The sequence below is a fragment of the Caballeronia sp. AZ7_KS35 genome (assembly GCF_023631045.1).
Lineage (GTDB): Bacteria > Pseudomonadota > Gammaproteobacteria > Burkholderiales > Burkholderiaceae > Caballeronia > Caballeronia zhejiangensis.
Genome location: NZ_JALQDV010000001.1, coordinates 864,166 through 886,786, shown reverse-complemented (window position 1 = coordinate 886,786; position 22,621 = coordinate 864,166). Strand labels below are relative to the sequence as shown.

Annotated in this window: 19 protein-coding genes and 1 tRNA gene; 8 read left to right on the top strand and 12 right to left on the bottom strand. The window is 64.1% G+C overall.

Features of this window, described 5'->3' with window-relative positions:
- Positions 1–5: 5 nt before the first annotated feature.
- Positions 6–1,679, top strand: a complete 1,674-nt coding sequence (ilvD, locus tag NCT05_RS04215) for a dihydroxy-acid dehydratase (RefSeq protein WP_008351111.1) — start codon at positions 6–8, stop codon at positions 1,677–1,679.
- A 19-nt stretch (positions 1,680–1,698) separates the two neighbouring features.
- Here the strand turns inward: ilvD and NCT05_RS04210 are convergent, their stop codons facing one another.
- The 4 genes from NCT05_RS04210 to NCT05_RS04195 all read right to left on the bottom strand — a co-directional run bounded on the left by NCT05_RS04210 (position 1,699) and on the right by NCT05_RS04195 (position 8,271).
- On the bottom strand, positions 1,699–5,646 hold the full coding sequence (locus NCT05_RS04210; RefSeq protein WP_250501793.1) for an autotransporter outer membrane beta-barrel domain-containing protein: 3,948 nt from the start codon (positions 5,644–5,646) through the stop codon (positions 1,699–1,701).
- A 280-nt stretch (positions 5,647–5,926) separates the two neighbouring features.
- On the bottom strand, positions 5,927–6,265 hold the full coding sequence (locus NCT05_RS04205; RefSeq protein WP_008351113.1) for a DUF2486 family protein: 339 nt from the start codon (positions 6,263–6,265) through the stop codon (positions 5,927–5,929).
- Positions 6,266–6,325: 60 nt separating this feature from the next.
- Positions 6,326–6,742: a DNA polymerase III subunit chi gene (locus NCT05_RS04200; RefSeq protein ID WP_008351114.1), complete on the bottom strand. Its 417-nt coding sequence runs from the start codon at positions 6,740–6,742 to the stop codon at positions 6,326–6,328.
- Positions 6,739–8,271 carry a leucyl aminopeptidase gene (locus tag NCT05_RS04195; protein ID WP_250501792.1) on the bottom strand — a complete coding sequence of 511 codons (1,533 nt, stop codon included), beginning with the start codon at positions 8,269–8,271 and terminating at the stop codon, positions 6,739–6,741. Before NCT05_RS04195 ends, NCT05_RS04200 begins: the two co-directional genes overlap by 4 nt.
- 168 nt (positions 8,272–8,439) lie before the next feature.
- Here NCT05_RS04195 and lptF point away from each other — a divergent pair, with 168 nt between their 5' ends.
- The 3 genes from lptF to NCT05_RS04180 are packed head-to-tail and all read left to right on the top strand — an operon-like array spanning position 8,440 to position 11,092.
- Positions 8,440–9,537 (top strand): LPS export ABC transporter permease LptF, encoded by a 1,098-nt coding sequence (lptF, locus tag NCT05_RS04190; protein WP_008351116.1) that lies wholly within the window; start codon positions 8,440–8,442, stop codon positions 9,535–9,537.
- A gap of 4 nt (positions 9,538–9,541) precedes the next feature.
- The gene (gene lptG / locus NCT05_RS04185; protein WP_008351117.1) at positions 9,542–10,690 is read left to right on the top strand and encodes an LPS export ABC transporter permease LptG; all 1,149 of its coding nucleotides are present in this window, start codon (positions 9,542–9,544) and stop codon (positions 10,688–10,690) included.
- 27 nt (positions 10,691–10,717) lie between these two features.
- Positions 10,718–11,092: a sirohydrochlorin chelatase gene (locus tag NCT05_RS04180; protein WP_008351118.1), complete on the top strand. Its 375-nt coding sequence runs from the start codon at positions 10,718–10,720 to the stop codon at positions 11,090–11,092.
- Between the two features lie 257 nt (positions 11,093–11,349).
- On the opposite strand, the gene cobA is transcribed toward NCT05_RS04180, so the two are convergent.
- From cobA to NCT05_RS04150, 6 genes are all read right to left on the bottom strand, one after another.
- A complete protein-coding gene (cobA, locus tag NCT05_RS04175; protein ID WP_008351119.1) occupies positions 11,350–12,108 on the bottom strand; it encodes a uroporphyrinogen-III C-methyltransferase in 759 nt (252 codons plus the stop codon).
- A 26-nt stretch (positions 12,109–12,134) separates the two neighbouring features.
- Positions 12,135–13,448 carry a sulfate adenylyltransferase subunit 1 gene (locus NCT05_RS04170; protein ID WP_008351120.1) on the bottom strand — a complete coding sequence of 438 codons (1,314 nt, stop codon included), beginning with the start codon at positions 13,446–13,448 and terminating at the stop codon, positions 12,135–12,137.
- 27 nt (positions 13,449–13,475) lie between these two features.
- Positions 13,476–14,438, bottom strand: a complete 963-nt coding sequence (cysD, locus tag NCT05_RS04165) for a sulfate adenylyltransferase subunit CysD (RefSeq protein WP_175982801.1) — start codon at positions 14,436–14,438, stop codon at positions 13,476–13,478.
- 65 nt (positions 14,439–14,503) lie between these two features.
- On the bottom strand, positions 14,504–15,226 hold the full coding sequence (locus NCT05_RS04160; RefSeq protein WP_250501791.1) for a phosphoadenylyl-sulfate reductase: 723 nt from the start codon (positions 15,224–15,226) through the stop codon (positions 14,504–14,506).
- 3 nt (positions 15,227–15,229) lie between these two features.
- Positions 15,230–15,769, bottom strand: a complete 540-nt coding sequence (locus NCT05_RS04155) for a DUF934 domain-containing protein (RefSeq protein ID WP_250501790.1) — start codon at positions 15,767–15,769, stop codon at positions 15,230–15,232.
- 10 nt (positions 15,770–15,779) lie between these two features.
- Entirely contained in the window at positions 15,780–17,456 is a 1,677-nt protein-coding gene (locus NCT05_RS04150) for a nitrite/sulfite reductase (protein ID WP_250501789.1), read from the bottom strand.
- A 239-nt stretch (positions 17,457–17,695) separates the two neighbouring features.
- Here NCT05_RS04150 and NCT05_RS04145 point away from each other — a divergent pair, with 239 nt between their 5' ends.
- From NCT05_RS04145 to NCT05_RS04135, 3 genes are all read left to right on the top strand, one after another.
- Positions 17,696–18,637, top strand: a complete 942-nt coding sequence (locus NCT05_RS04145; RefSeq protein WP_008351128.1) for a CysB family HTH-type transcriptional regulator — start codon at positions 17,696–17,698, stop codon at positions 18,635–18,637.
- Positions 18,638–18,689: 52 nt separating this feature from the next.
- Positions 18,690–19,850 (top strand): ABC transporter substrate-binding protein, encoded by a 1,161-nt coding sequence (locus tag NCT05_RS04140; protein WP_008351129.1) that lies wholly within the window; start codon positions 18,690–18,692, stop codon positions 19,848–19,850.
- A gap of 115 nt (positions 19,851–19,965) precedes the next feature.
- Positions 19,966–20,050, top strand: a tRNA-Leu gene (locus NCT05_RS04135).
- 63 nt (positions 20,051–20,113) lie between these two features.
- Here NCT05_RS04135 and NCT05_RS04130 read toward each other — a convergent pair.
- Together NCT05_RS04130 and NCT05_RS04125 are read right to left on the bottom strand one after the other, a co-directional pair.
- Positions 20,114–20,314 carry a hypothetical protein gene (locus tag NCT05_RS04130; protein WP_241814161.1) on the bottom strand — a complete coding sequence of 67 codons (201 nt, stop codon included), beginning with the start codon at positions 20,312–20,314 and terminating at the stop codon, positions 20,114–20,116.
- On the bottom strand, positions 20,308–20,736 hold the full coding sequence (locus NCT05_RS04125) for a hypothetical protein (protein WP_250496655.1): 429 nt from the start codon (positions 20,734–20,736) through the stop codon (positions 20,308–20,310). The genes NCT05_RS04130 and NCT05_RS04125 overlap by 7 nt, the downstream gene beginning before the upstream one ends.
- A 270-nt stretch (positions 20,737–21,006) precedes the next feature.
- On the opposite strand from NCT05_RS04125, the gene NCT05_RS04120 reads away from it, so the two are divergent.
- Complete coding sequence (locus NCT05_RS04120; protein ID WP_250501788.1) at positions 21,007–22,524, top strand: hypothetical protein; 1,518 nt, start codon at positions 21,007–21,009, stop codon at positions 22,522–22,524.
- Positions 22,525–22,621: the final 97 nt, after the last annotated feature.

Sequence of the window (22,621 nt, the reverse complement as noted above, 5' to 3'; positions counted from 1 at the left end):
ACACCATGGCCTTCAATCGCCGCTCGAAGCACATTACTCAGGGCGTCGCGCGCTCGCCCAATCGCTCGATGTATTACGCCCTCGGCTACAAGGAGGAGGACTTCGACAAGCCGATGATCGGCGTCGCCAATGGCCACTCGACGATCACGCCGTGCAACGCGGGCTTGCAGCGCCTCGCGGACGCCGCCGTCGAATCGATCAGGAAATCCGATGCGAATCCGCAGATTTTCGGCACGCCGACGATCTCCGACGGCATGTCGATGGGCACCGAAGGCATGAAGTACTCGCTCGTGTCGCGCGAGGTAATCGCGGACTGCGTCGAGACCGCCGTGCAAGGCCAGTGGATGGACGGCGTCGTCGTGATCGGCGGCTGCGACAAGAACATGCCGGGCGGCATGATCGGCATGGCGCGCATGAACGTGCCGTCGATCTATGTGTATGGCGGCACGATTCGCCCCGGCAACTGGAAGGGCAAGGATCTGACGATCGTGTCGTCTTTCGAGGCGGTCGGCGAGTTCACCGCGGGGCGCATGTCGGAGGAGGATTTCAAGGGCGTCGAGAAGAACGCGTGCCCGTCGACCGGCTCGTGCGGCGGCATGTACACGGCGAACACGATGAGCTCGTCGTTCGAGGCGCTCGGCATGTCGCTGATGTATTCGTCGACGATGGCGAATCCGGATCAGGAAAAGGTCGATTCCGCGGCCGAATCGGCGCGCGTACTCGTCGAAGCGGTGAAGAGGGATCTGAAGCCGCGCGACATCATCACGAAGAAGTCGATCGAGAACGCGGTGGCGCTCATCATGGCGACGGGCGGCTCGACGAACGCCGTGCTGCACTATCTCGCCATCGCGCACGCGGCGGACGTGGAATGGAGCATCGACGACTTCGAGCGCATGCGCAAGAAAGTGCCGGTCATCTGCGATCTGAAGCCTTCCGGTCAATATGTCGCGACGGACTTGCACAAAGCCGGCGGCATTCCGCAAGTGCTGAAGATCCTGCTCGACGCGGGTCTCTTGCACGGCGACTGCATCACGATCACCGGCCGCACGATGGCCGAAGAACTGAAGGACGTGCCGAGCAAGCCGCGCGCGGATCAAAAGGTCATCTTCCCGATCGAGCAGGCGCTTTACAAGGAAGGGCATCTCGCGATCCTGCGCGGGAATCTCGCGGAAGACGGCGCGGTCGCGAAGATCACGGGCCTGAAGAATCCGGTCATCACGGGTCCTGCGCGCGTGTTCGACGACGAGCAAAGCGCGATGGACGCCATTCTCAGCGACAAGATCAAAGCTGGCGACATTCTCGTGCTGCGCTATCTGGGGCCGGTCGGCGGTCCGGGCATGCCGGAGATGCTCGCGCCGACATCGGCGATCATCGGCAAGGGGCTGGGCGAATCCGTCGGCTTCATCACCGACGGGCGTTTCTCGGGCGGCACCTGGGGCATGGTGGTCGGCCACGTCGCGCCGGAAGCGTTCGCGGGCGGCACCATCGCGCTCGTGCAGGAAGGCGATTCGATCACCATCGACGCGCACAAGCTGCTTCTGCAACTGAACGTGGATGACGCCGAACTCGCGCGCCGCCGCGCCGCGTGGAAGCAGCCCGCGCCGAAGTACACGCGCGGCGTGCTGGCGAAATTCGCGGCGCTCGCGGGGCCGGCGAACAAGGGCGCGGTGACGGGTTGACGCGCGACCGGCGCGCGCGTCACCAGATGTAGCGCGCGCCGAGCAGCCCTTCGTAGCTCCGATAACCGCCATCGCCTTGCTGATAGCCGAGATTGCCCCACACGCGCCACTGTTTCGCGATCTGGCCTTGCGCGCCGAGCTTGAACTCCATGCGATTTCTCGGGCCGTCCTGCGACACGCGCGCGTCGTTGAACGAAACCGAGGAAAGCTGCGTGTCGTGCCACCAGTTGATTTCCGCGTACGGCAGCCATCCGGGCGACGCCGCCGAGCCTGGCGCGTGAAAGATCCGCACGCCGACGCGCGTCGTGAATCCGCCGCCATCGTCGCTGTGAATCACCGTTCCGTTGTGCTCGACGTGATCGCCGGCGTGATAGTTCGTGTAGATCAACTGAAGCTGCGGCTCGACGAGCACCGGTCCCGTCGATGTCTGCCCGAGCGCAAAGGCCCAGCCGCCTTCGAGCGATCCCGCCCACACGCTGCTCGAATAATTCTCGCCCGGCAGATCCGCGCCCTTCACGGTGTTGTCGAAATGGGCGTACTGCAGCCAGGTGTCGACGTACGGGCCATCGGCTGACCAGGCATTGCCGCGCCACGTCGCGTAGACGCCCGCGCTCGCCCCGTTGACGTTGCCGCGCGCGGTCGCGGAACTGTTCTGCGCGGTCGCATCGGTGGTGGACGAGCCGTAGCCCGCCATCACGCCCGCCTGCCAGCGATGCCCGTCCGACACCCGATGCAGCAGGTCGATGCCCGCCTGCACGAGCGCGGTGTCCGTCGATTCGCCGATACGCCCGCTGGCCGCGTCGCTGTCGGTATGCGCGCCTCTCGTGCGCGCCCAGGCCGTCGCGTTATCGGCGTCCGGCGGTAGCGCGGCGTAGGAATCGGCGAAGCCTGCGCGATCGTGCAGTGTCATCGTGAACATCGTTTCGGCCGAGCGCTGATTGCCGAGGTAAGCGCCCGGCTCCGGGCGCGGCGTCGGCGCCGAACGCAGATACCAGTCGCCATCGTCCGGCGTCGCCAGGCCGCCTTGCCGCAGACTGTATTCGTACGGACCCGCGACCACGCGGCCGTCAAGCGTGAACACGCCGTTCGATTGCCCGTCCACCTGGACGATCTCGATGCCGTTCGCCGTTTGCGCGCCCGCGCCGCCCGCATTTGCGATTGCGACGCGCGTCTGCCCCGCCGTGCCGCCGTGTACGACAAGTCTGTCGGTCGCCGATCCGTCGCCCGCGAGCACCGTGGAGAGCGCCATCCGGCCGTTGTTGCCGGTGTAATCGCCCGCGACGGTCAGCGTGCTCGCGGGCGCGGCGCTCGCCATGCGAATCTCGCCGTTGTTCGTGAGCGCGCCGCCGATGAGGAATTGTCCCGCCGGACCGCCCGCGAAACCCGGCGCGGCATCGGCTATGGCCAGCACGCCGTTGTTGAGCACCGCGCCGCCCACCGAGCCATAGCCGCCGAAGGTCGCGCTCGGAGCCACGCTTACCTGAGACGTATTCGCGAGCCGCGCGCCGTCGGTCAACACCAGCGCGCCCGCATCGACGCGCGTGGCGCCGCTGTAGGTTTGCGCGTTGGTCAACGTGACGACGCCGCTGCCTTGCTGAACGACATCGCCCGTGCCGCTGATCGTGTTGCGGAAGATCACGTTGTCGGCGCGGTCGAAGACGAGCGCGCCGTCATCGACGACGTTCCCGGCGACGCTGCCCGTCGTCCCGCCCGCGCCGAGCCGCAGCGCGCCCGAAGCAATCGTCGTCGTGCCGGTGAACGTGTTGTCGCCGCTCAGCGTCAGCGTGGCCGCGCCGCTCTTCGTCAAACTGCCTGCGCCGCCGATCGTGCCGCTGAACGTCGAATCGGCCGCGCTGTTCACGCTCAGCGCACCGCCGGCGAGCGTCACATTGCCCGCGCCGGCGAGATCGCTGACGTGCTGATCGAAGCCGCGCAGATCGAAGGTCGCGCCCGCCGCCACCGCGAGCTGCGAACTTCCCGCGATCACGTCGCGCGCGCCCGCGGCGAGCGTGCCGGCATCGATCAGTGTCGCGCCGGTATAGCCGTTCGCCGCCGACAGGATCAACGTGCCCGCGCCCTTCTTCGTCAACGTCCGGCCGTCCCAGCCGCTCGCGAACCGGCCAGTCTGGTCGTTGAGCGCGACATCGGCATTGAAGGTATCCGCCGCGCCCGCGAGCGTGAACGCGCCGTCGCCCTGTGCCGCGCCTGCGAGCCAGCGCAGGCCGAAGCCGACTTCGTAGTCGAGCCCGTTGTTGGTCTTCGCGCCGGCGAGCGTCAGATAATCGACGGGACTCGCCGTGCCGCCGAACCCGACGCTCGCGAAATCGCCTGCGATACCGCCGCTCGTATGGATGATGTCAAAGCGCGTGCTCGTGAGCGCGCTCGCGGAATCCGGCGCGCTCGCGCCGAAGCCGCTCACGTTCAGCGCGCCGCCGAGACTCGCGCTCGCCGCCGTGATGATCGGCTGGGCCTGTCCGATGGCGATCGTCAGCGCTGCGCCCGGCGCCTGGCTGAAGTTCGTCGCGACGTTCAGCGTCGAATCCGCGGCGATGGCGGTCGTCGCGCCAGGCTGCGTCGCATAGCTGCCCGCATTGAACGCGCCCGGCTGATTCAGCGCGAGCGTGCCCGCTTGCACCTTTACCGCGCCTTGCGACGATCCCGCTGCTGTCAGCGCGGCGGTGCCGCTGCCCGCCTGCACGAGCGTGCCCGTTCCCGTTATCGCGCCGTCGAACGAAAAGGCGTCGCTGCGATTGAACCGAAGCAGGCCGTCATTGACGACATTGCCCGTCACGATGCCGGCCGCGCCGCCCGTGCCGAGCGTGAGCGAGCCCGAAGACCTTACCGTCGTGCCGCCGCCGTTCTGAATGACCGCGCCGCCGAGCGTCAGCGCGCCTTCGACATCGAGCGCCGCTGAGGATGTCCCGCCCATCAGCACCGTTCCGTTGAGCGTCCAGTCGCTGCCCGCGCGCGGGTTCAGCCGGATGAAGCCATGTTCGGGACTTGCGAAGAAATTCCCCGACTCCGTGTTGGTGCCCGTCAGGATGATCGAATTGTCTGTGCTCTGGCTGGTGATGGCGTTGCCATTGCCGCTTATCAAGCGCGAACCCGCGCCGAGCGTCACGACGTTGTTCGGGCCGAATAGCAGAATGGCCGTTTCCGACCCGCTGGCAATGACGCCGGCGTTATCGAGCGTGCTCCCGCTTTGGAGCCGCACGCCCGCCCCGATCGTGCTGCGGATCACGCCCGTGGCGCCATTGCGTACCTCCATGGGAAGGCCGCTTCTGCCGAGAATGCCTTCGTGATAGGCATCGATGAGTCCGTCATTGTGGATCACCGCCGTTCCGGCACTCACGAGGATCCCGCTGCCGTTATCCTGATCGCCCATACCCGAGCGGATGACCGCCCCGGCGTGATTGTTCACGGTCACGTTGCCCGTCGATCCGAGGAGAATGCCGTCCGTGCTGGCCGTCACCGCCGAGTTGGCGTTGAGCGTTCCGAAGTTGTCGACGGTCCCGCTCGCCGCGCCCAAGTAGGTAATTGCATGGCTGATACGCGCGCTGACATCGCCGCGATTGACGATATTGTTGGCTGCACCGTTGTTGTTGAAGAGGATGCCGTGCGTATGGCCCAGCGCCGCGCCGGACACCTGATTGACGAGCGATCCGGGCACGTCGAACACAACTGCCGCCGCGATGTTGTCCGTAGAACTGATGATCGAACCCGCGTTCGACATGGTTACGGGCGCAATGCCCTCGACGTTGATGGCGTTGCCCGATGAGGTCGTGATCGCGGTGCCGGGCTTGATCAGGTAGGACGTGTCGGTGGAAACCGTCTGCGTGGCCGAGCTTGGCCCGAGTGTCGTGACGGCGTGCGCCGACATCGCGAAAAGAAGGAGCACGGCGGCGGAATGAGGACGCCGTTCAGTAAAGAATGGCCGGTCCCGCCCGCGATATCGTTGTTTGCTCATGCGCTGGACGACTCCGTTCCACCGACGTCCCAAGGCGTGCATCACGACTGCGAGTCACGCGCTCATCGCTGTATCTGGTCGAAGCATTGGCAGTATAGGTAAACGCCCGTCGAATTTCGGCGTCATCCTCTTTGTAACGATATGCGTGGCAGGCGAACATGATCAGTTCGCCAAAAGAAATAGCGCAACAATCGAACGCGCGCGTTCGACTGGAGAAACAGGGTGTCGCCGGGATCAGGTTATCGCGTGCCGGGCGGAGATACCGTCGCCGCGATAGAACTCATTCGCCGCGCTGACGGCGCAACTCTTCCTCGACTGCATCGCGCACCCATTCGCTCATCCGGCCTTCGAGCGCCATCGCGACTTCGCGCGTGATCGCCGAGACGAGTTGCGTCGAATGTTCGCGCAGCACTTCGCGGCAGCGTTCTTCGATGAGCGCGCGCGCATCGCCTGTCAGGAAGTTCGTGAAGCGGCCGCGCAGCCGCTCGGCGATTTGGTCCGCGTCGTATTCGATCGCGGCGTTGATCGACGGCGCGCGCGCGTATTCCGGCTTGCCGGGCACGACGACATCGGTCAGCGTCGGAATGGAGGAATCGAAGGATTCGGGCTTGTCGGTCATCTCGGGTGGTCTCCTTTGTCACTGCCAGCGTAGCGCACGCAACGCGCGCTTTCTGTTCGCTCAACCGCCCTGATTGTGCGTCTCGATCGCATAGCCGCGATCGCGATAGAAGCGATAACGCTCGCGGCCCGCGGCGAGTTCGTCGCCCTCGCTGCCGACGATCTCGACGAGCCGCTCGAAGCGCGCGAACTGCGCGGACACCGGCGCGCCGAGATTCACCAGCACCTGATGATGCGGCGCTTCATCCAGATTCGACGTGAGCACGACAGGCGTGTCCAGCGCGAGCGCGCTCTTCGCCATGCAGTGCGGCACGAATTCGAGCGGCTGGAAGGTCCACAACTGCTCGTCGAACGCGGCGAGACGCTGCGGTTCGGCGAGCACGACGAGCGGCTTGCCGCTCGCATACACCTTGCGCGCGAGGCGGCAGGCGTAGGCGAGCGGATCGCCGACATTCGTATGGAAGTCGATGCGTGTCATGCGCCCGCGCGATCGATCAGGAACTGCGAAAGCAGCGGCACGGGACGGCCCGTCGCGCCCTTCGCCGCGCCGCTCTTCCACGCGGTTCCGGCGATATCGAGGTGCGCCCACGGATACGCCGTCGCGAAGCGCGACAGGAAGCACGCCGCCGTCACGCTGCCGGCCGGACGTCCGCCGATATTCGCGACATCCGCGAAATTCGACTTGAGCTGGTCCTGATACTCGTCGTCGAGCGGCAGGCGCCATGCCGGATCGGACGCTTCGCGCGATGCGTCGAGCAACTCGCCCGCGAGCGCGTCGTCCTTCGAGAAGAGACCGGTGTTGTGATGCCCGAGCGCGATGATGCACGCGCCCGTGAGCGTCGCGATATCGACCACGGCGGCGGGCTTGAAGCGCTCCGCGTAGGTCAAGGCGTCGCACAGGATCAGGCGGCCTTCGGCGTCGGTGTTGAGCACTTCGATGGTCGTGCCGTTCATCGCCGTGATGATGTCGCCCGGCTTCACCGCGTTGCCCGCGGGCATGTTCTCGCAAGTCGGGATCACGCCGATCACGTTGAGCTTCAGGCCCATTTCGGCGACCGCGCGCATCGTGCCGAACACGGAACCCGCGCCGCACATGTCGTACTTCATCTCGTCCATCGCCTCGCCCGGCTTGATCGAGATGCCGCCCGAGTCGAACGTGATGCCCTTGCCGACCAGCACGATCGGCGCGTTCTTGCCCTTCGTCTTGTTCGCTTCGACGCCCGCGCCCTGGTAATGCATGACGATGAACTGCGGCGGCTCGACCGAACCCTTCGCCACCGACAGGAACGAGCCCATGCCGAGCGCCTCGATCTGCTTCTGGCCGAGCACCTCGACCTTCAGCTTGAAGTCGCGGCCAAGCTTCTTCGCGGTCTGGCCGAGATAGGCCGGCGTGCAGACGTTCGGCGGCAGATTGCCGAGATCGCGCGTGAGATCCATGCCGTTCGCGATCGCGACGCCCTGCTTCACCGCGACCCTGGCGGCTTTCTCGTCCGCGGAATCGATGCTGAACACGATCTTCCTGAGCGAGCGCGCGCCGTTGTCGGGCTTGCTCTTCATCTGCGTGAATTTGTAGGTCAGCTCGCGCAGCGCGAGGATCGCGGCGCGCACGGCCCACACGCCGTCGCGCTCCTGGACCGGCAGTTGAGCGAGCGTGAAGGTCGCCTGGCCGATCTTCGAGCCGAGCAGCACGCGCCACGCGGCGCGCACGGCTTCGCCATAGGCTTTCTGATTGAAGGCGTCCTGCTTGCCGAGCCCGACGAGCAGCACGCGCGATGCGCCGATGCCGGTCACTTCGGGCACGAGCAGCGTCGTGCCGGCGCGGCCGCTCATGTCGCCGGCTTTCACGACGCGCGAAATGAGGCCCTTGGTGGCGACGTCCATGTCGCGCGCGGCGCCCGTGAGCGTCTGCGCTTCAAAGATGCCGAGCACGATGACATCCGACTTTCCGGTAAGGAAACCATTTGCCTCGCCTTTGCTCCAATCACAGGCTTTTATGCTAAAGTCCATCGCGCTTATCCTCGGATAAAATCTAGGCTGAAGGATGAAAGCCGCAATTATCCGCTATTTTTTCCGCGGCGGTCACAGGCGCAAAGCGAGGATGAGCACGATGCCCTTCCCCTTCGCCACAAGATGCGTGCATGATTCCGCATCCCCGCCGGCAAATCGCAAAATTCAATGATCTTCGAACGCTCCCTGCAGCGCGAACTCGCGTATACGGCCGGCGCCGTGTTCATGGTCCTGCTCACGATCATGCTCACGACGATGATGATCCGCATCGTCGGCTTCGCGGCGCAAGGTCAGATCGACCCGAAAGACGTCGTCGTGCTGATCGGGCTCACCGTCATCGGCTATCTCGCGGTCATGCTGATCGTGACGCTGTTCGTCTCCATCCTCTTCGTGCTCACGCGCTGGTATCGCGACTCGGAAATGGTCGTGTGGCTCGCGTCGGGCGTGAGTCAGACGCAGCTCATCAAGCCGATCGCCGTGTTCTCGACGCCGATCATCATCCTCATCATGTTCTTCGCTTTCGTCGGCTGGCCGTGGTCGAATCAGCAGAGCAAGCTCATCAAGCAGCGCTTTCAGCAGCGCGATGAAGTGTCGCTGCTCGCGCCGGGCCAGTTCCGCGAATCGCCGGCGAGCCATCGCGTGTTCTTCATCGAGAAGATGTCGCAGGATCAGGGGCACGTCGAGAACGTGTTCGTCACGAGCACGGAAGGCGGCAAGGTCAACGTGATCGTTTCGAAGAACGGGCACACCGAAACGCGTCCCGACGGCGACCGCTTCATCGTGCTCGACAACGGCCGCCGCTACGACGGCGAGCCCGGCCAGCCGAACTTCCGGATCATGGAATTCGAGCGCTATGGTGTGAAGATAATGAGCCGCCAGGTCGTCAACACGCCGACGACCACGGGCATCTACACGCCCGATCTGCTCGCGGATCCGACCAAGGAAAATCTCGCGGAGTTCGCGTGGCGCGCGGGCTTGCCGATCATCGCCATCAATCTGATGCTGCTCGCCATTCCGCTTTCGTATCAAAACCCGCGCCGCAGCCGCACGATCAATCTCGTGATGGCCGTGCTCATCTATCTCACGTATTCGAACCTGCTGAACGTCGTGCAGTCGTGGATCGAGCAAGGCAAGCTGTCGTTCGGCGTGGGACTCGTCGGGCTGCACCTCGTCGTGGGGGCGCTCGTCGCGTTCATCTTCTGGCTGCGGATTCGCAACCGGCCGCTCTTCAGGCTCTCGTCGCTGACGGGTTCAAAGGGGGCCTGACATGTTGCGCATCTACGAACGATACTTCGCGCGCCAGATCTACCTCGCGTTCATCTTCATCCTGTTCGCGTTCTCGGGGCTGTTCTTCTTCTTCGACCTGATCAACGAGCTGAACACGGTCGGGCACGGCAAATACAACTTCATGCTCGCGGTGCTGCGCGTCGGGCTGCAGACGCCTTCGCGCTTCTACGAGATCATTCCCGTCGCCGCGCTCATCTCGGCCATTTACGTCTTCGCGCAGATGGCGGCAGCCTCGGAATTCACGATCTTCCGCGTGTCGGGGCTTTCGACCGGCGCGGCGCTGCGCTCGCTGATGAAGATCGGCATTCCGCTGGTGTTCATCACGTACCTCATCGGCGAAGTGATCGGGCCATACACGGACCAGTTGTCCGAGCGCGTGCGGCTTGAGGCGCTCGGATCGTCGGTGTCATCGAATTTTCAGTCGGGCGTGTGGGTCAAGGACACGTTGACGGCGAAAGAGAACGGCGAACAGGTCACGCGTTTCGTCAACGTCGGCACGCTGAACCCCGATACGACGATCGCCAACGTGCGAATCTACGAGTTCGATTCGAAGTTCCGCCTGACCAACGTACGCATCGCGAAGACGGGTGTGTACGCGCCGCCCGGCCACTGGAAGCTCACCGGCGTGACCGACACCCGCCTGAACGACGCGCCGCCGCAGGCCGTCAATCCCGGCGACACGTTGAATCCGGTGTATCGCGCGACGCAGACCACGCTGCCGGAGTACTCGTTGCGCTCCGAGCTGACGCCGCAGATTCTGTCGGTGCTGCTCGTGTCGCCGGACCGGATGTCGATGTTCAACCTCTTTCGCTATATCCAGCATCTGACGGAGAACCATCAGGACGCGCAGCGCTATCAGATCGCGTTCTGGCGCAAGATTCTTTATCCGTTCGCGGTGTTCGTGATGCTGATTCTGTCGCTGCCGTTCGCGTACCTGCATACGCGCGCGGGCGTGGTCGGCGTGAAGGTGTTCGGCGGCATCATGATCGGCATGAGCTTCCAGTTGTTCAACACGCTGTTCTCGCATATCGGCAATCTGAATACCTGGCCCGCGCCGCTCACGGCGGCCGCGCCCGCGCTCGCCTATCTGGCGGTCGGGTTGATCGGACTGAAGTGGGTCGAGCGGCACTGACGTTTCTTCTCTGACGGAGAACGCGCGATGAAGAAGCACGGCATCATCCTGTTCGGTCACGGCGCGCGCGATCCGCGCTGGGCCGAGCCATTCGAGCGGCTCGCGCAGAAGTTGCGTGGTTCGCGCGGCGATCAGCCGGTGGCGCTGGCGTTTCTCGAGTTGATGTCGCCGGATTTGCCGGCCGCAGTGGCGCGGCAAGCCGCCGATGGATGCGATGCCATTACGGTCGTGCCCGTGTTTTTCGGACAAGGCGGGCACGTGCGTCGCGACTTGCCGGAGATCGTCGAGAAGTGCCGGAAGGCACATCCCGACGTTGCGATTTCCTGCGCGACGGCAGTCGGGGAAGATGACGCGGTGCTGGAAGCGGTCGCGGGGTATTGTTTGCGGCAGATGGGCGCGTAGTTCATCGCTGGCCGTTCGGCCGAATGGCACCCTCCGAATCGAGCGCCTCTACTTGGATTGACTTTTCCGTATATCCGATTGGGCTCCGTATGAATCTGCTCATTTCCAAGTGGGCAATAGCCTCGCAGTACGCATTCCCGCGCCAGCAACTCGAAAAAGAAGAAAATCAAGCTCGTCGACTTTTGAATTCCGAGATCCAAAGCAAAAGGAGCGCACCGTCTCCGGTGCGCTCCTTACTTTGAGCCTGTCGAACGACATCAAGCCGCCGCCTGCATCCCCTTCAAATGCACCTTCGGCTTCACCGCCGACGCCCGTTCGCGAAACGCCTCACCGATCATCAGCAAGCTCGGCTGCGACGGATCCAGCCACTCCTGCGCCTCGCCCAGCGCCATGCGCGCGAGCGTCAACGTCAGCGTGCGTTCGCGCGGCGTACTGCACGCCTCGACGATCGCCACCGGCGTCGAGCCGGGACGTCCCGCATCGATCAACTGCTGCGCGATGTCCGGCGCGCTGTCGCGGCCCATGTAGAACACGAGCGAATCGGCCTTCGCCTGCTCGCGAATCTCGTCGCTGTCCGCCGCACGCGAATGCGTCGCCAGTGCGACGCTGCGCGCCACACCGCGCAAGGTCAGCGAGCGCTTGAGCGTCGCCGCGCTCGCGAGCGCCGCCGTGATGCCCGGCACCACTTCGAACTCGATGCCCGCAACTTCGAGCGCGCGCATTTCCTCGTCGGCGCGGCCGAAGAGCATCGGATCGCCGCCCTTCAGACGCACCACGACACCGTGTTCCAGCGCGGCATCGACGATCTGCTTGTTGATGAAGTGCTGCGCCGTCGAACGCTGTCCGCAGCGCTTGCCGACAGCAATCTTCTTCGCGTTGGGCGCGTAGTCGAGCATCGCCGGTTCGACGAGCGCGTCGTGCAGCACGACGTCCGCCTGCTCGAGCAAGCGCATGCCGCGCACGGTGATGAGATCCGCCGCGCCCGGCCCCGCTCCGATCAGATAGACCTTACCCATTGCAATCATCCGTCGCTAAATGTCGATCAAGCCGCGATCGAACGAATCATGCCGGCGGCGACCGTGTGATGCGTCGCTTCATCGATCAGCACGAACGCGCCGGTGCCCTGATGCGTATCGTACTCGTCCGCGACGATCGGCTTCTGCAACGTGAGCGCCACGCGGCCGATATCGTTCATCGCGAGCGTGCTGCGATCGACCGAATGCGACAGCGTATGCACGTCCAGCACCTGCTTCACCGCGCCGATGCGCGCGAACACCGTGTTCGTCGTCTGTTTCAGCAGATATTTGCGCTGCGGCGAAAGCGGCTCTTCGTCGAACCAGCAGAGGTCCGCTTCGAGCTTCTTCGCCGGCTCGACCTTCGCCGCGGCGGGCACGAAGGTATCGCCGCGCGACACGTCGACGTCTTCCGTCAGGCGAATCGTCACCGTCTGGCCAGCGAACGCGCGATCCACCGGCGCGACACCACCCGGCACCGGCGCGATGATCTCGGCAACCGTCGCTTCGCGGCCGGCGGGCAGCACGGTCAGCGCATCGCCGACGCGCACTTCGCCCGCTTCGACGCGGCCCATGTAGCCGCGGAAATCGTCGGCTTGCGAGCCGTCCTGACGCGCGACCCATTGCACCGGGAAACGCAGCGCCTGATCGTTCGGCTGCGCGACCGGCAGCGATTCCAGCAGATCGAGCAGCGGCTCGCCTGCGTACCACGGCATGCGCTCGCTCGCCGTCACGATGTTGTCGCCCTTCAGCGCCGACACCGGCACGAAGCGCACGTTCGACAGCCCGAGCTGACGCGCGAGCACGACGTACGCATCGCGAATCTCGTTGAAGCGCGCTTCGCTGTACTCGACCAGATCCATCTTGTTGATCGCGACGATCACGTGCTGCAGACCGAGCAGCTTGACGATCGCGCTGTGGCGCTTCGTCTGCGGCAGCAGTTGCGCGACGCCGTCCTCGAACGTGACGCGCGTTGCGTCGACGAGAATGATCGCCGCATGCGCCGTCGACGCGCCCGTCACCATGTTGCGCGTGTACTGCTCGTGGCCCGGCGTATCGGCGATGATGAACTTGCGCTTCGCCGTGGCGAAATAGCGATACGCGACGTCGATGGTAATGCCCTGCTCGCGCTCGGCTTCGAGGCCGTCCGTGAGCAGCGAGAGGTCGATTTCATCGCCGACCGTGCGCTTGTTCTTCGCGCGCGAAATCGCCGACAACTGATCCGACAAGACGGCCTTGCTGTCGTACAGCAGACGGCCGATCAGCGTGCTCTTGCCGTCGTCGACGGAACCCGCGGTGATGAAGCGCAACACGCCCAGATCTTCAGCTTGATAGATGCTCATGACTCGTTTCTTCCTGTGGCGTGATGCTTAGAAATAACCTTGCTTCTTGCGCTGTTCCATCGCGGCTTCGGAAGCCTGATCGTCCATGCGCGTCGCGCCGCGTTCCGTGATTTCCGTCACGGCCGTTTCCGCGATGATCTTCTCGACGTCATCGGCATCGCTCGCGACCGGGCACGTGCAACTGATATCGCCGACGGTGCGGAAACGCACTTGCGCGATCTCGGCGGTCTCGCCTTCGCGCACCGGCGTGAGCGGCGTTACCGGCACGAGCAGGCCGTTGCGGCGCACGATCTCGCGCTCATGCGCGTAGTAGATGTTCGGCAGTTCGAGCTTTTCGCGCGCGATGTACTGCCACACGTCGAGCTCGGTCCAGTTCGAGATCGGGAACACGCGCAGATGCTCGCCGTTGTGCAGACGCGCGTTGTAGATGCTCCACAGTTCCGGACGCTGCGCCTTCGGATCCCACTGGCCGAATTCATCGCGGAACGAGAAGATGCGCTCTTTCGCGCGCGCCTTTTCTTCGTCGCGGCGCGCGCCGCCGATCATCGCCGTGTAGCCGTATTGCTCGATGGTTTCGAGCAGCGTCACCGCTTGCGCGGCGTTGCGCGAATCCGTCTCGCGACGCAGACGCACCGTGCCCTTCTTGATCGAATCCTCGACATGACCGACGACGAGCTCCGCGCCGATCTCGGCCGCGCGGCGATCGCGGAAATCGATCACTTCCTGGAAGTTGTGACCCGTGTCGATGTGAACCAGCGGGAACGGCAGCGTCGTCTTGCGGCCCCCGCCGAGGCCGAACGCCTTGAGCGCGAGCGCCAGCACGACGACCGAATCCTTGCCGCCCGAGAACAGGAGCGCGGGCTTGCTGCATTCCGCGACCAGTTCGCGAATGATGTGGATCGACTCGGCTTCGAGCCAATCCAGGTGATCCATGCGAGTCGCCTTGTTGACGACCGGTGCGGTGACGTTAGAGTCGAGCGTCGTGCTCATGTTCGTCGATCCTTTTTCTAGCGGCGCTTCTATGAGCGCCGCGTTCAGTGACAGGGGGTAGTGCCTTAGATCGCGGAGCTTGGTGCTGCTTCGACGATCTTGATATTCGTGATGTGCAAGCCGCATTCCTTCGTATCGCGCGATTCCCACCACCAGCGTCCGGCGCGGCTGTCTTCGCCGGGGCGCACCGCGCGCGTACAAGGCTCGCAGCCGATGCTCGGATAGCCGCGCGCGTGCAGCGGATTCACGGGCACATCGAAGGCTTTCAGGTAATCCCACACATCGGTTTCGGTCCAGTCCGCGAGCGGATTGAACTTGGCGATGTTGCGCGGCTCGTCGCGCTCTTCCTCGTGCAGCTCGGCGCGCGTCACCGATTGTTCGCGGCGCTGTCCCGTCACCCACGCGGAGACATCGGACAGCGCGCGATTGAGCGGCTCGACCTTGCGGATATGGCAGCAGCTCTTGCGCAAATCAATGCTTTCGTAGAACGCGTTCAGACCGTGATCGCGCACGTAGGCATCGACCGCGTCCTGTTGCGGATGAAACTGCTCGATGTCGTAGCCGTAGCGCGCTTTCACGGTATCGAGCATGCCGCGCGTTTCCGCGTGCAAACGGCCCGTATTCAGCGAGAAGATGCCGATCTTCACACCGCGCGAAAGGATGGCGTGCGTCAGCACCATGTCTTCGGCGGCGAGGCTGCTGGCTAGCTTGACGCTCTGGTGGCGCGCCGCAATCGAATCGAGCAGCGCATCCAGGCGTTCAACCTTGGCTTGCAATTCAGGCGTCATACATCAGGCTCCGAGCGCTGCGACGAGCGTCGCGCGACGACGGAACAGCGGTTCCGGATTGTCGGTCGCGCCCTGATACAGATTCGTGAACTCGGTGAACGCGTTGAGCGCGTCGTTGATGTCCTTGTCCGCGCGCACGGCGAACGCATCGAAGCCGCAGCGCGCGTGGAATGCAACCTGATCGCGCAGCACGTCGCCGATTGCGCGCAGTTCGCCCGTCCACTGATAGCGCTCGCGCAGCAAGCGGCCGATAGAAAAGCCGCGGCCATCGCGGAACACCGGGAAATCGACGGCGATCACGGAAATCTGCGCGAAATCCGCGACGATGTCGGCGGGTTCGTCGTCCGGCGCGAGCCACACGCCGATGTCTTCTTTCGCGCGCGACGCGACGATCGCCGGCTTGTGCTCTTTCCACAGCGCAAACGGCACGATGATCTTGCCGGCCGGCAACGCATCGACGGCGGGCAACGTACCGTCTTCGGCGGCGCGCACAACGGTGAAACTGTCTTCGACGACCGCGCGGTTCTTGATAATCAACGTCATTTGCAGATCCTTAAGCGTGAGCCTGGCGCGATGCGTACACGCGCTCCTTGAACGGCGCCATGCCGATGCGGCCGAACGTCTCGATGAAGCGCTCGCCTTCGATGCGGTTGTCGACGAAAGTGTCGATCACTTGCGCGATCACGTCGGGCATCTCTTCGGCCGAGAACGACGGGCCGATCACCTTGCCGAGATGCGCGCCGGTCGCGCCCGAGCTTTGCTCGCCGCCGAGCGTCACCTGATACCACTCCGAGCCGTCCTTATCGACGCCAAGAATGCCGATATTGCCGACGTGGTGATGACCGCACGCGTTGATGCAGCCCGAGATGTTCAGCGAAAGGTCGCCGAGGTCGTGCACGTAGTCGAGATCGTTGAAACGGTCCTGAATGGCGAGCGCGATCGGGATCGACTTCGCATTCGCGAGCGAGCAGAAATCGCCGCCCGGGCACGCGATGATGTCCGTCAACAGGCCGATGTTCGCCGTCGCGAAACCGAGCGCCTTCGCGCGTTCCCACACCGTGTGCAGATCGCGCTTCTTCACGTTCGCGAGAATCAGGTTCTGCTCGTGCGACACGCGGATTTCGCCGAACGAGAATTCATCGGCGAGCGCGGCGACGTCGTCCATCTGCTGATCGGTGGCGTCGCCCGGCGCGATGTTGCGCTGCTTGAGCGAGAGCGTCACGGCGGCGTAGCCCGGCACCTTGTGCGGACGCACGTTGCGCTCGACCCAGCGCGCGAACGGCTTGCTGTCGATCAGATGCTTTTCGTAGGAAGCGTCGGTGTCCGCGAGCTTCTCGTAGACGTGCGGCGCGAAGAACTTCGACACGCGATCGACTTCTTCCTGCGTGAGCGTCGACGGGCCGTCCTTCAAGTGTTGCCACTCTTCCTCGACCTGCTTGCTGAACTTCTCCGGCGACAGCGCCTTAACGAGAATCTTGATACGCGCCTTGTACATGTTGTCGCGACGGCCGTAGCGGTTGTACACGCGCAGCACGGCTTCGCAATAAGTAAGCAAGTGTTGCCACGGCAGATCGCGCTTGATGATCGCGCCGACGATCGGCGTGCGGCCGAGGCCGCCGCCCGCGAGAATGTCCATCACGACTTCGCCTTGCGCGTTCTTCTTCAGATACACGCCGAGATCGTGGACTTGCACGGCCGCGCGGTCTTCCGCCGAGCCGTTCACCGCGATCTTGAACTTGCGCGGCAGCCACGCGAATTCCGGATGGAACGTCGACCATTGACGCAGAACTTCCGCCCACGGACGCGGATCGACCTGCTCGTCGGGCGCGACGCCCGCGAACTGATCGGCGGTGATGTTGCGGATGCAGTTGCCCGACGTCTGGATCGCGTGCATTTGCACCGACGCGAGCTTGCGCAGGATTTCCGGCGTCTCTTCGAGCTCGACCCAGTTGAACTGGATGTTGGTCCGCGTCGAGAAGTGACCGTAGCCGCGGTCGTGCTCGCGCGCGATGGTGGCCAGCATGCGGAGCTGGTCGCTGCGCAGGTTGCCGTACGGGATCGCGATGCGGTGCATGTACGCGTGGCGCTGCATGTACAGGCCGTTCTGCAAACGCAGCGGACGGAATTCTTCTTCGCTCAATTCGCCCGACAAACGTCGGCGGACCTGGTCGGCGTACTGCGCGACACGTTCGTCGACGATGCGTTGGTCGATCTGATCGTATTGGTACATTCGGGGGCCCCAAGTTCTTGTGTAAAGCGCAGCGTCCTAGGTTACGCGGCGCGTCTCGTCCATCGAATATCCATTGAGTCGCTATTGCCCGAGCCGTTCAGACTGAACGCTCATTTGCTCATGACAGATAGAGATATGGATATCGGAAAAATTGGACTGATAGTAAAGAACCTGCTATATATTGCAAACGACTGAAAAATTACTTTGATATGCCCGGTAGTAATAAACAAAGGCTATAAATGAATCTGCATCAGTTTCGCTTCGTGCGCGAGGCCGTCCGGCAGAACTTCAACCTCACGGAAGCCGCCAAGGCGCTGTATACGTCGCAGCCGGGCGTCTCGAAAGCGATCATCGAATTGGAAGACGAGTTGGGCGTCGAAATCTTCACGCGGCACGGGAAACGCGTGAGGTCGCTCACCGAGCCGGGGCGCATCATTCTCGCGTCGGTCGAGAAAATCTTGCAGGAAGTGGAAAGCCTGAAGCGCGTCGGTAAGGATTACGCCGCGCAGGATCAGGGCAATCTCGTCATCGCCGCCACGCATACGCAGGCGCGTTATTCGCTGCCGTCCGCCATCGCAGAATTCAAGAAGCGCTTCCCGAAGGTCCACCTTTCGATTCTGCAAGGCAGTCCGACGCAAGTCGCCGAAATGGTCATCCACGATCAGGCCGATATCGCCATCGCGACGGAAGCGATCGCCAACTATAAGGAACTGGTGTCGCTGCCCTGCTTCCAGTGGCAGCATCTGGCCGTCATGCTGCCGGATCATCCGCTGTTGGAGCGCAAGACGCTGACGCTCGACGATCTCGCGCAATTCCCGATCATCACTTACGAGGCGTCGTTCGCCGGGCGCACGAAGATCAATCAGGCGTTCGCGCTGCGCAATCTGACACCGGACATCGTGCTCGAAGCCATCGATGCCGACGTCATCAAGACTTACGTCGAACTGGGGCTTGGCGTCGGAATTCTGGCGGATATCGCGTTCAATCCGGAGCGCGATCGGCATTTGCGCGCGATGCCGGTCGGACATCTCTTCGGCACGAACGTCACGCGGCTCGCGCTCAAACAGGGCGCGTACCTGCGCAGCTATGTGTATACGCTCGTCGAACTGCTGTCGCCGTCGCTGAATCGCAAGCTGATCGAACAGGCGCTGTCCGGCGAGCACGAGAGTTACGAGCTTTGAATATCGGCGGCGCCCGCCGCCTAGAAAATCCTGCCCTTTTGGAGACCATCCGATGACGTTGTCGAAGTTCACGCGCCGGCTCGCTGCCGGCGTCGCCTTATCCGTAGTTGCCGCCGCCGCGCACGCCCAGTTGAAGGTCGGCATCGATCTGTCGAGCACCGGTCCGGCCGCCGCCATCGGCATCACCAGCAAGAACGCGATGCTCATGTGGCCGAAAACCATCGCCGGGCAGAGCGCGGAGTACATCATCCTCGACGACGGCTCGGATCCGGGCGCGGCCGTGCGCAACATCCGCAAGCTCATCAGCGAAGATCACGTCGATGTGATCGTCGGGCCGAACATCACGCCGGCGGCGCTCGCCGCGCTCGATCCCGTCGCCGAATCCGAAACGCCGATGATCACGCTGATCGGCTCGGCATCGGTCGTGGAGCCGCAGGAAGGCAAGAAAGTGTGGGCGTTCAAGATGGCGCAGACCGATCGCGCGATGGCCGACGTCATGACGCGCTACATGGCCAATCACGGCGTGAAGACGGTGGGCTTCATCGGCTTCGCGGACAGCTACGGCGATAGCTGGCTCAACGAGTTCACCAAGTTCGCCGATCTTCGGCATATCAAGATTGTCGCGAGCGAGCGTTTCAATCGCACCGATGCGAGCGTCACCGGCCAGATTCTCAAGCTGATGGCCGCGAAGCCCGACGCGGTGCTGATCGCGGGCGCGGGCACGCCGACGGTGTTGCCGCAGCGCACGCTCGTCGAGCGCGGCTACAAGGGCGCGATCTATCAGACGCACGGCATCGCGACGCCCGAGTTCATCAAGCTCGGCGGCAAGGACGTCGAGGGCACCCTGTTCCCGACGCAGCCGGTCGTCGTCGCGCGGACGCTGCCGGCGGATCATCCGTCGAAGAAGGCTGCGCTGGCGTTCGCGAATGCGTATGAGGAGAAGTACGGCAAGGGCACCGTGACGCAGTTCGCGGGCGATGCGGCGGGCGTGTATCCGCGTCTTCAGGACGCCGTGGCGCGCGCGCTGAAGACGGCCAAGCCGGGCACGAAGGAGTTTCGCGTGGCGCTGCGCTCGGAACTCGAGCATGCGCACGAACTGGTCGTGCCGAACGGCGTCGTCAATACGAGCGCGACGGATCACGTCGGTCTGGATCAGCGCGCGAGCGTAATGGGCGTCATCAAGAACGGCGCATTTACGTATCTCGCGCAGTAAGGTCCTTTGTTCTGAAAACGCTGCTGTCGATGCTTGCCGGCGACGGCGTTTTCGGTCATAATCGCCGACTCGATTGGCTCGTTGGTTCGCTCTGTTCCGCTACGAGTCGATTCAGGCCCAGGTGGTGAAATTGGTAGACGCAGGGGACTCAAAATCCCCCGCCGCAAGGCGTGCCGGTTCGATTCCGGCCCTGGGCACCAGGATTGTTGAAAAAGCCGCTCCGTTGTGAGCGGCTTTTTTGCGTTTGGGGCACGGCTTCGGCGTCATTTCGGCATCTCGCCGGGTTTCGCGGCAATCTGCGTTTGAACGTTGCCTGAACCGCGCTCGACTTCGACGCGCGGCTCATCGCCCGCAGTCTTCCGATAAATCCAGCCCACGACGGGCGGAACGACGAACCTGGCGATCGCGTAAGCCAACACGACAGGCCAATACTCTCGAAAGAAACCCAGCACGAAGTTCAACATTTTTCCACCCACGCCTTCCATTCATTCACCGCGATCGAAAATACATAGTAGACCAGAGCATCCCGAAGAGGATGCATAGGCAGAATCGCCCGAACTTCCTCACTGAACGAAGCGACGAGCAAGTATATCCAGAGAAGCATCCCGATTAGAGAGGCGAAAATTCCCAGATTCGCGACAAGAAACGCCTCAGCGATTCGTCGCTCGGAGAACCATCGAGAATAGGCGCCGCGGCGAAGCTCACCCGGCAGCACCGTCAACGCAAGATTCAGACTGACGCTCGACGCGACGAGCGAAATCGGAAAGAAGTCATCCCTGCCCGGCTGCTTCAGCGCCACCCTCAAGATGTACTCGATCGCGCCCATGAATAGCGGCAGTCCGACGATCAGTTGCCGCGCCGTCGCGTCGAAGCCCTTCGATTGCATTGTCATCGTCCATATGTGCGTGATGACACGCAATTTCGCCGATGACGCGAGCGCGCGTAAGTCGTCCGTCCGGCTATGTGCGCTCTCGCGTAGACGCGCACTGCCGCGTCAGCAAAAAATGGCCTCCATCGGCATTCGGAACCCCGGCGCGCGGAGCATCGCGGGGATGCTCGCACGCGCAGCGCCCGCATTTCGGGTTGCTTAGGACCCTCTCGATGTCGTGACCCGCTCGCGCGACGCGCCGAGCCATAACTCGAAGAAAGGTACGACATGAATCGACCTGATCACTCGCTGTCTCTCGACTCCGTCATCTGCAAGCGCTGCAACACCGTTTCCCCTGCCTCGGAAGACACCTGCCCCGCGTGCGGCGCCGATCGTCAGGGCGCGATTTTCACGAGCCGCGCGGCCGAAGCCGCCGCGGCCGCCGCGGCGCCGGTGCCCGCGCCGCTCGACATTCTCGACTGGGACGATAGCCACTGGCTGCAGCGCCTCGTGCGCCGCAGGATGCTGACGTCCTACCCGAACTTCGTCGAGCCCGATGCGCAGGATCAGCGCAAGCCCGCCCGCACCGGCATGGCGATGCTGGTCGGCGGGGTGATCGCCAGCATCGCGGTCGGCGGATACTTTTATGCGCGTCTGGACGACAACGCGCCGTCGCCGAGCGCGGAGCCCGGTATCAGCGCGGCGGGATCGATTCGCGACGGCGCCTCCGGCGCGTCCAAGGCCGATGCCGCGCGGCACGCATCGTTGGCGCGCTCCAAAGCGGATACGCCGAGTGCGCAGCCTGTCCCATCAGCGACGACGACAACGACGATCGCGAAGACGCCCGCGCCGATAGGGGAAACCGCGTCTGTCGCGCCGCGCGTCACGGCATCGAGCATGTTGGCGACGACGCCGCACGTTGCGGCGAACGCGGCTCCGGCGAGCAACGCGTCGCCAGCCATGATCGCAACTGCGAAGCCCGCGACGCCCGTTCCCACGACGAACGCAGCCGCCGCGACAGCCGCATCGGTCGCTGCCGTCGCGCCGCCGACAAAGCCGACGACGCCGGTCGTCGCATCGCTGCAGAAGCCTGAACCGCGCGTGGTCGCGACGATCGCCGCAGCGGCGCCGGTGCCGCCGAAACCGGTGACGCAAGCGCCCGCGCCCGTCGCTCGCGCGATCGAGCAGCCTCGAAATACCGCGCCCGTCGCCCGACAATCCGAACAGCCGCGCAGCACCGCGACGGTCGCCTCGATCGACAAACCGCCCACGCCCGCCACGCCCGCCGTTCAGCCTGCGCCGGAGCCGCTTCCCGCAGCCGTCGCGCGGAGCATCGCGGCGGCTCAGCAAGCGCTCGCCGGGCGCGACCTCGCGGCGGCGCGCCGTCACATGCGCGGCCTCTCGGCGAGCGAGCCGCGCAGTCCGGAAATCCAGCAGCTCGCGGCCGAATTGTCGCGTCAGGAACGTGCGCGCGACGGCGCGATAGCGAACGCGCGCGCCTGCGCCGCCAACATGGAAGCGGCGTGCGCGTTGCGCAACGCACGCCGCGCGGTCGCGCTCGACCCGCGCAACGGCCAGGCGCAGGCGACGCTGCGCCGCGCGCTCGCTGTGCAGAACGAGAGCAACACCGAGTACTTCCGCCAGGCGAGCGGCATCCCGAAGCCGGTCGTCCCGACGATGACCTACGACGGCCGTTGGAACGCGCACGCCCATCATTCGGGGATACCGGATGACGACAATTCGCGCTTCACGCTCTTCGGCCTGGGCGTGCCGGCCGTATCGAAGGGACGCGGCGACGCGCATTGATGTACTGACGCGCCATTCAGCATGATGCAAACGGAATAAGCCGCAACGCACATCCGTTTAAAGGTGACGAACGAGCTGCCGGCGAACCGCGCCGAAG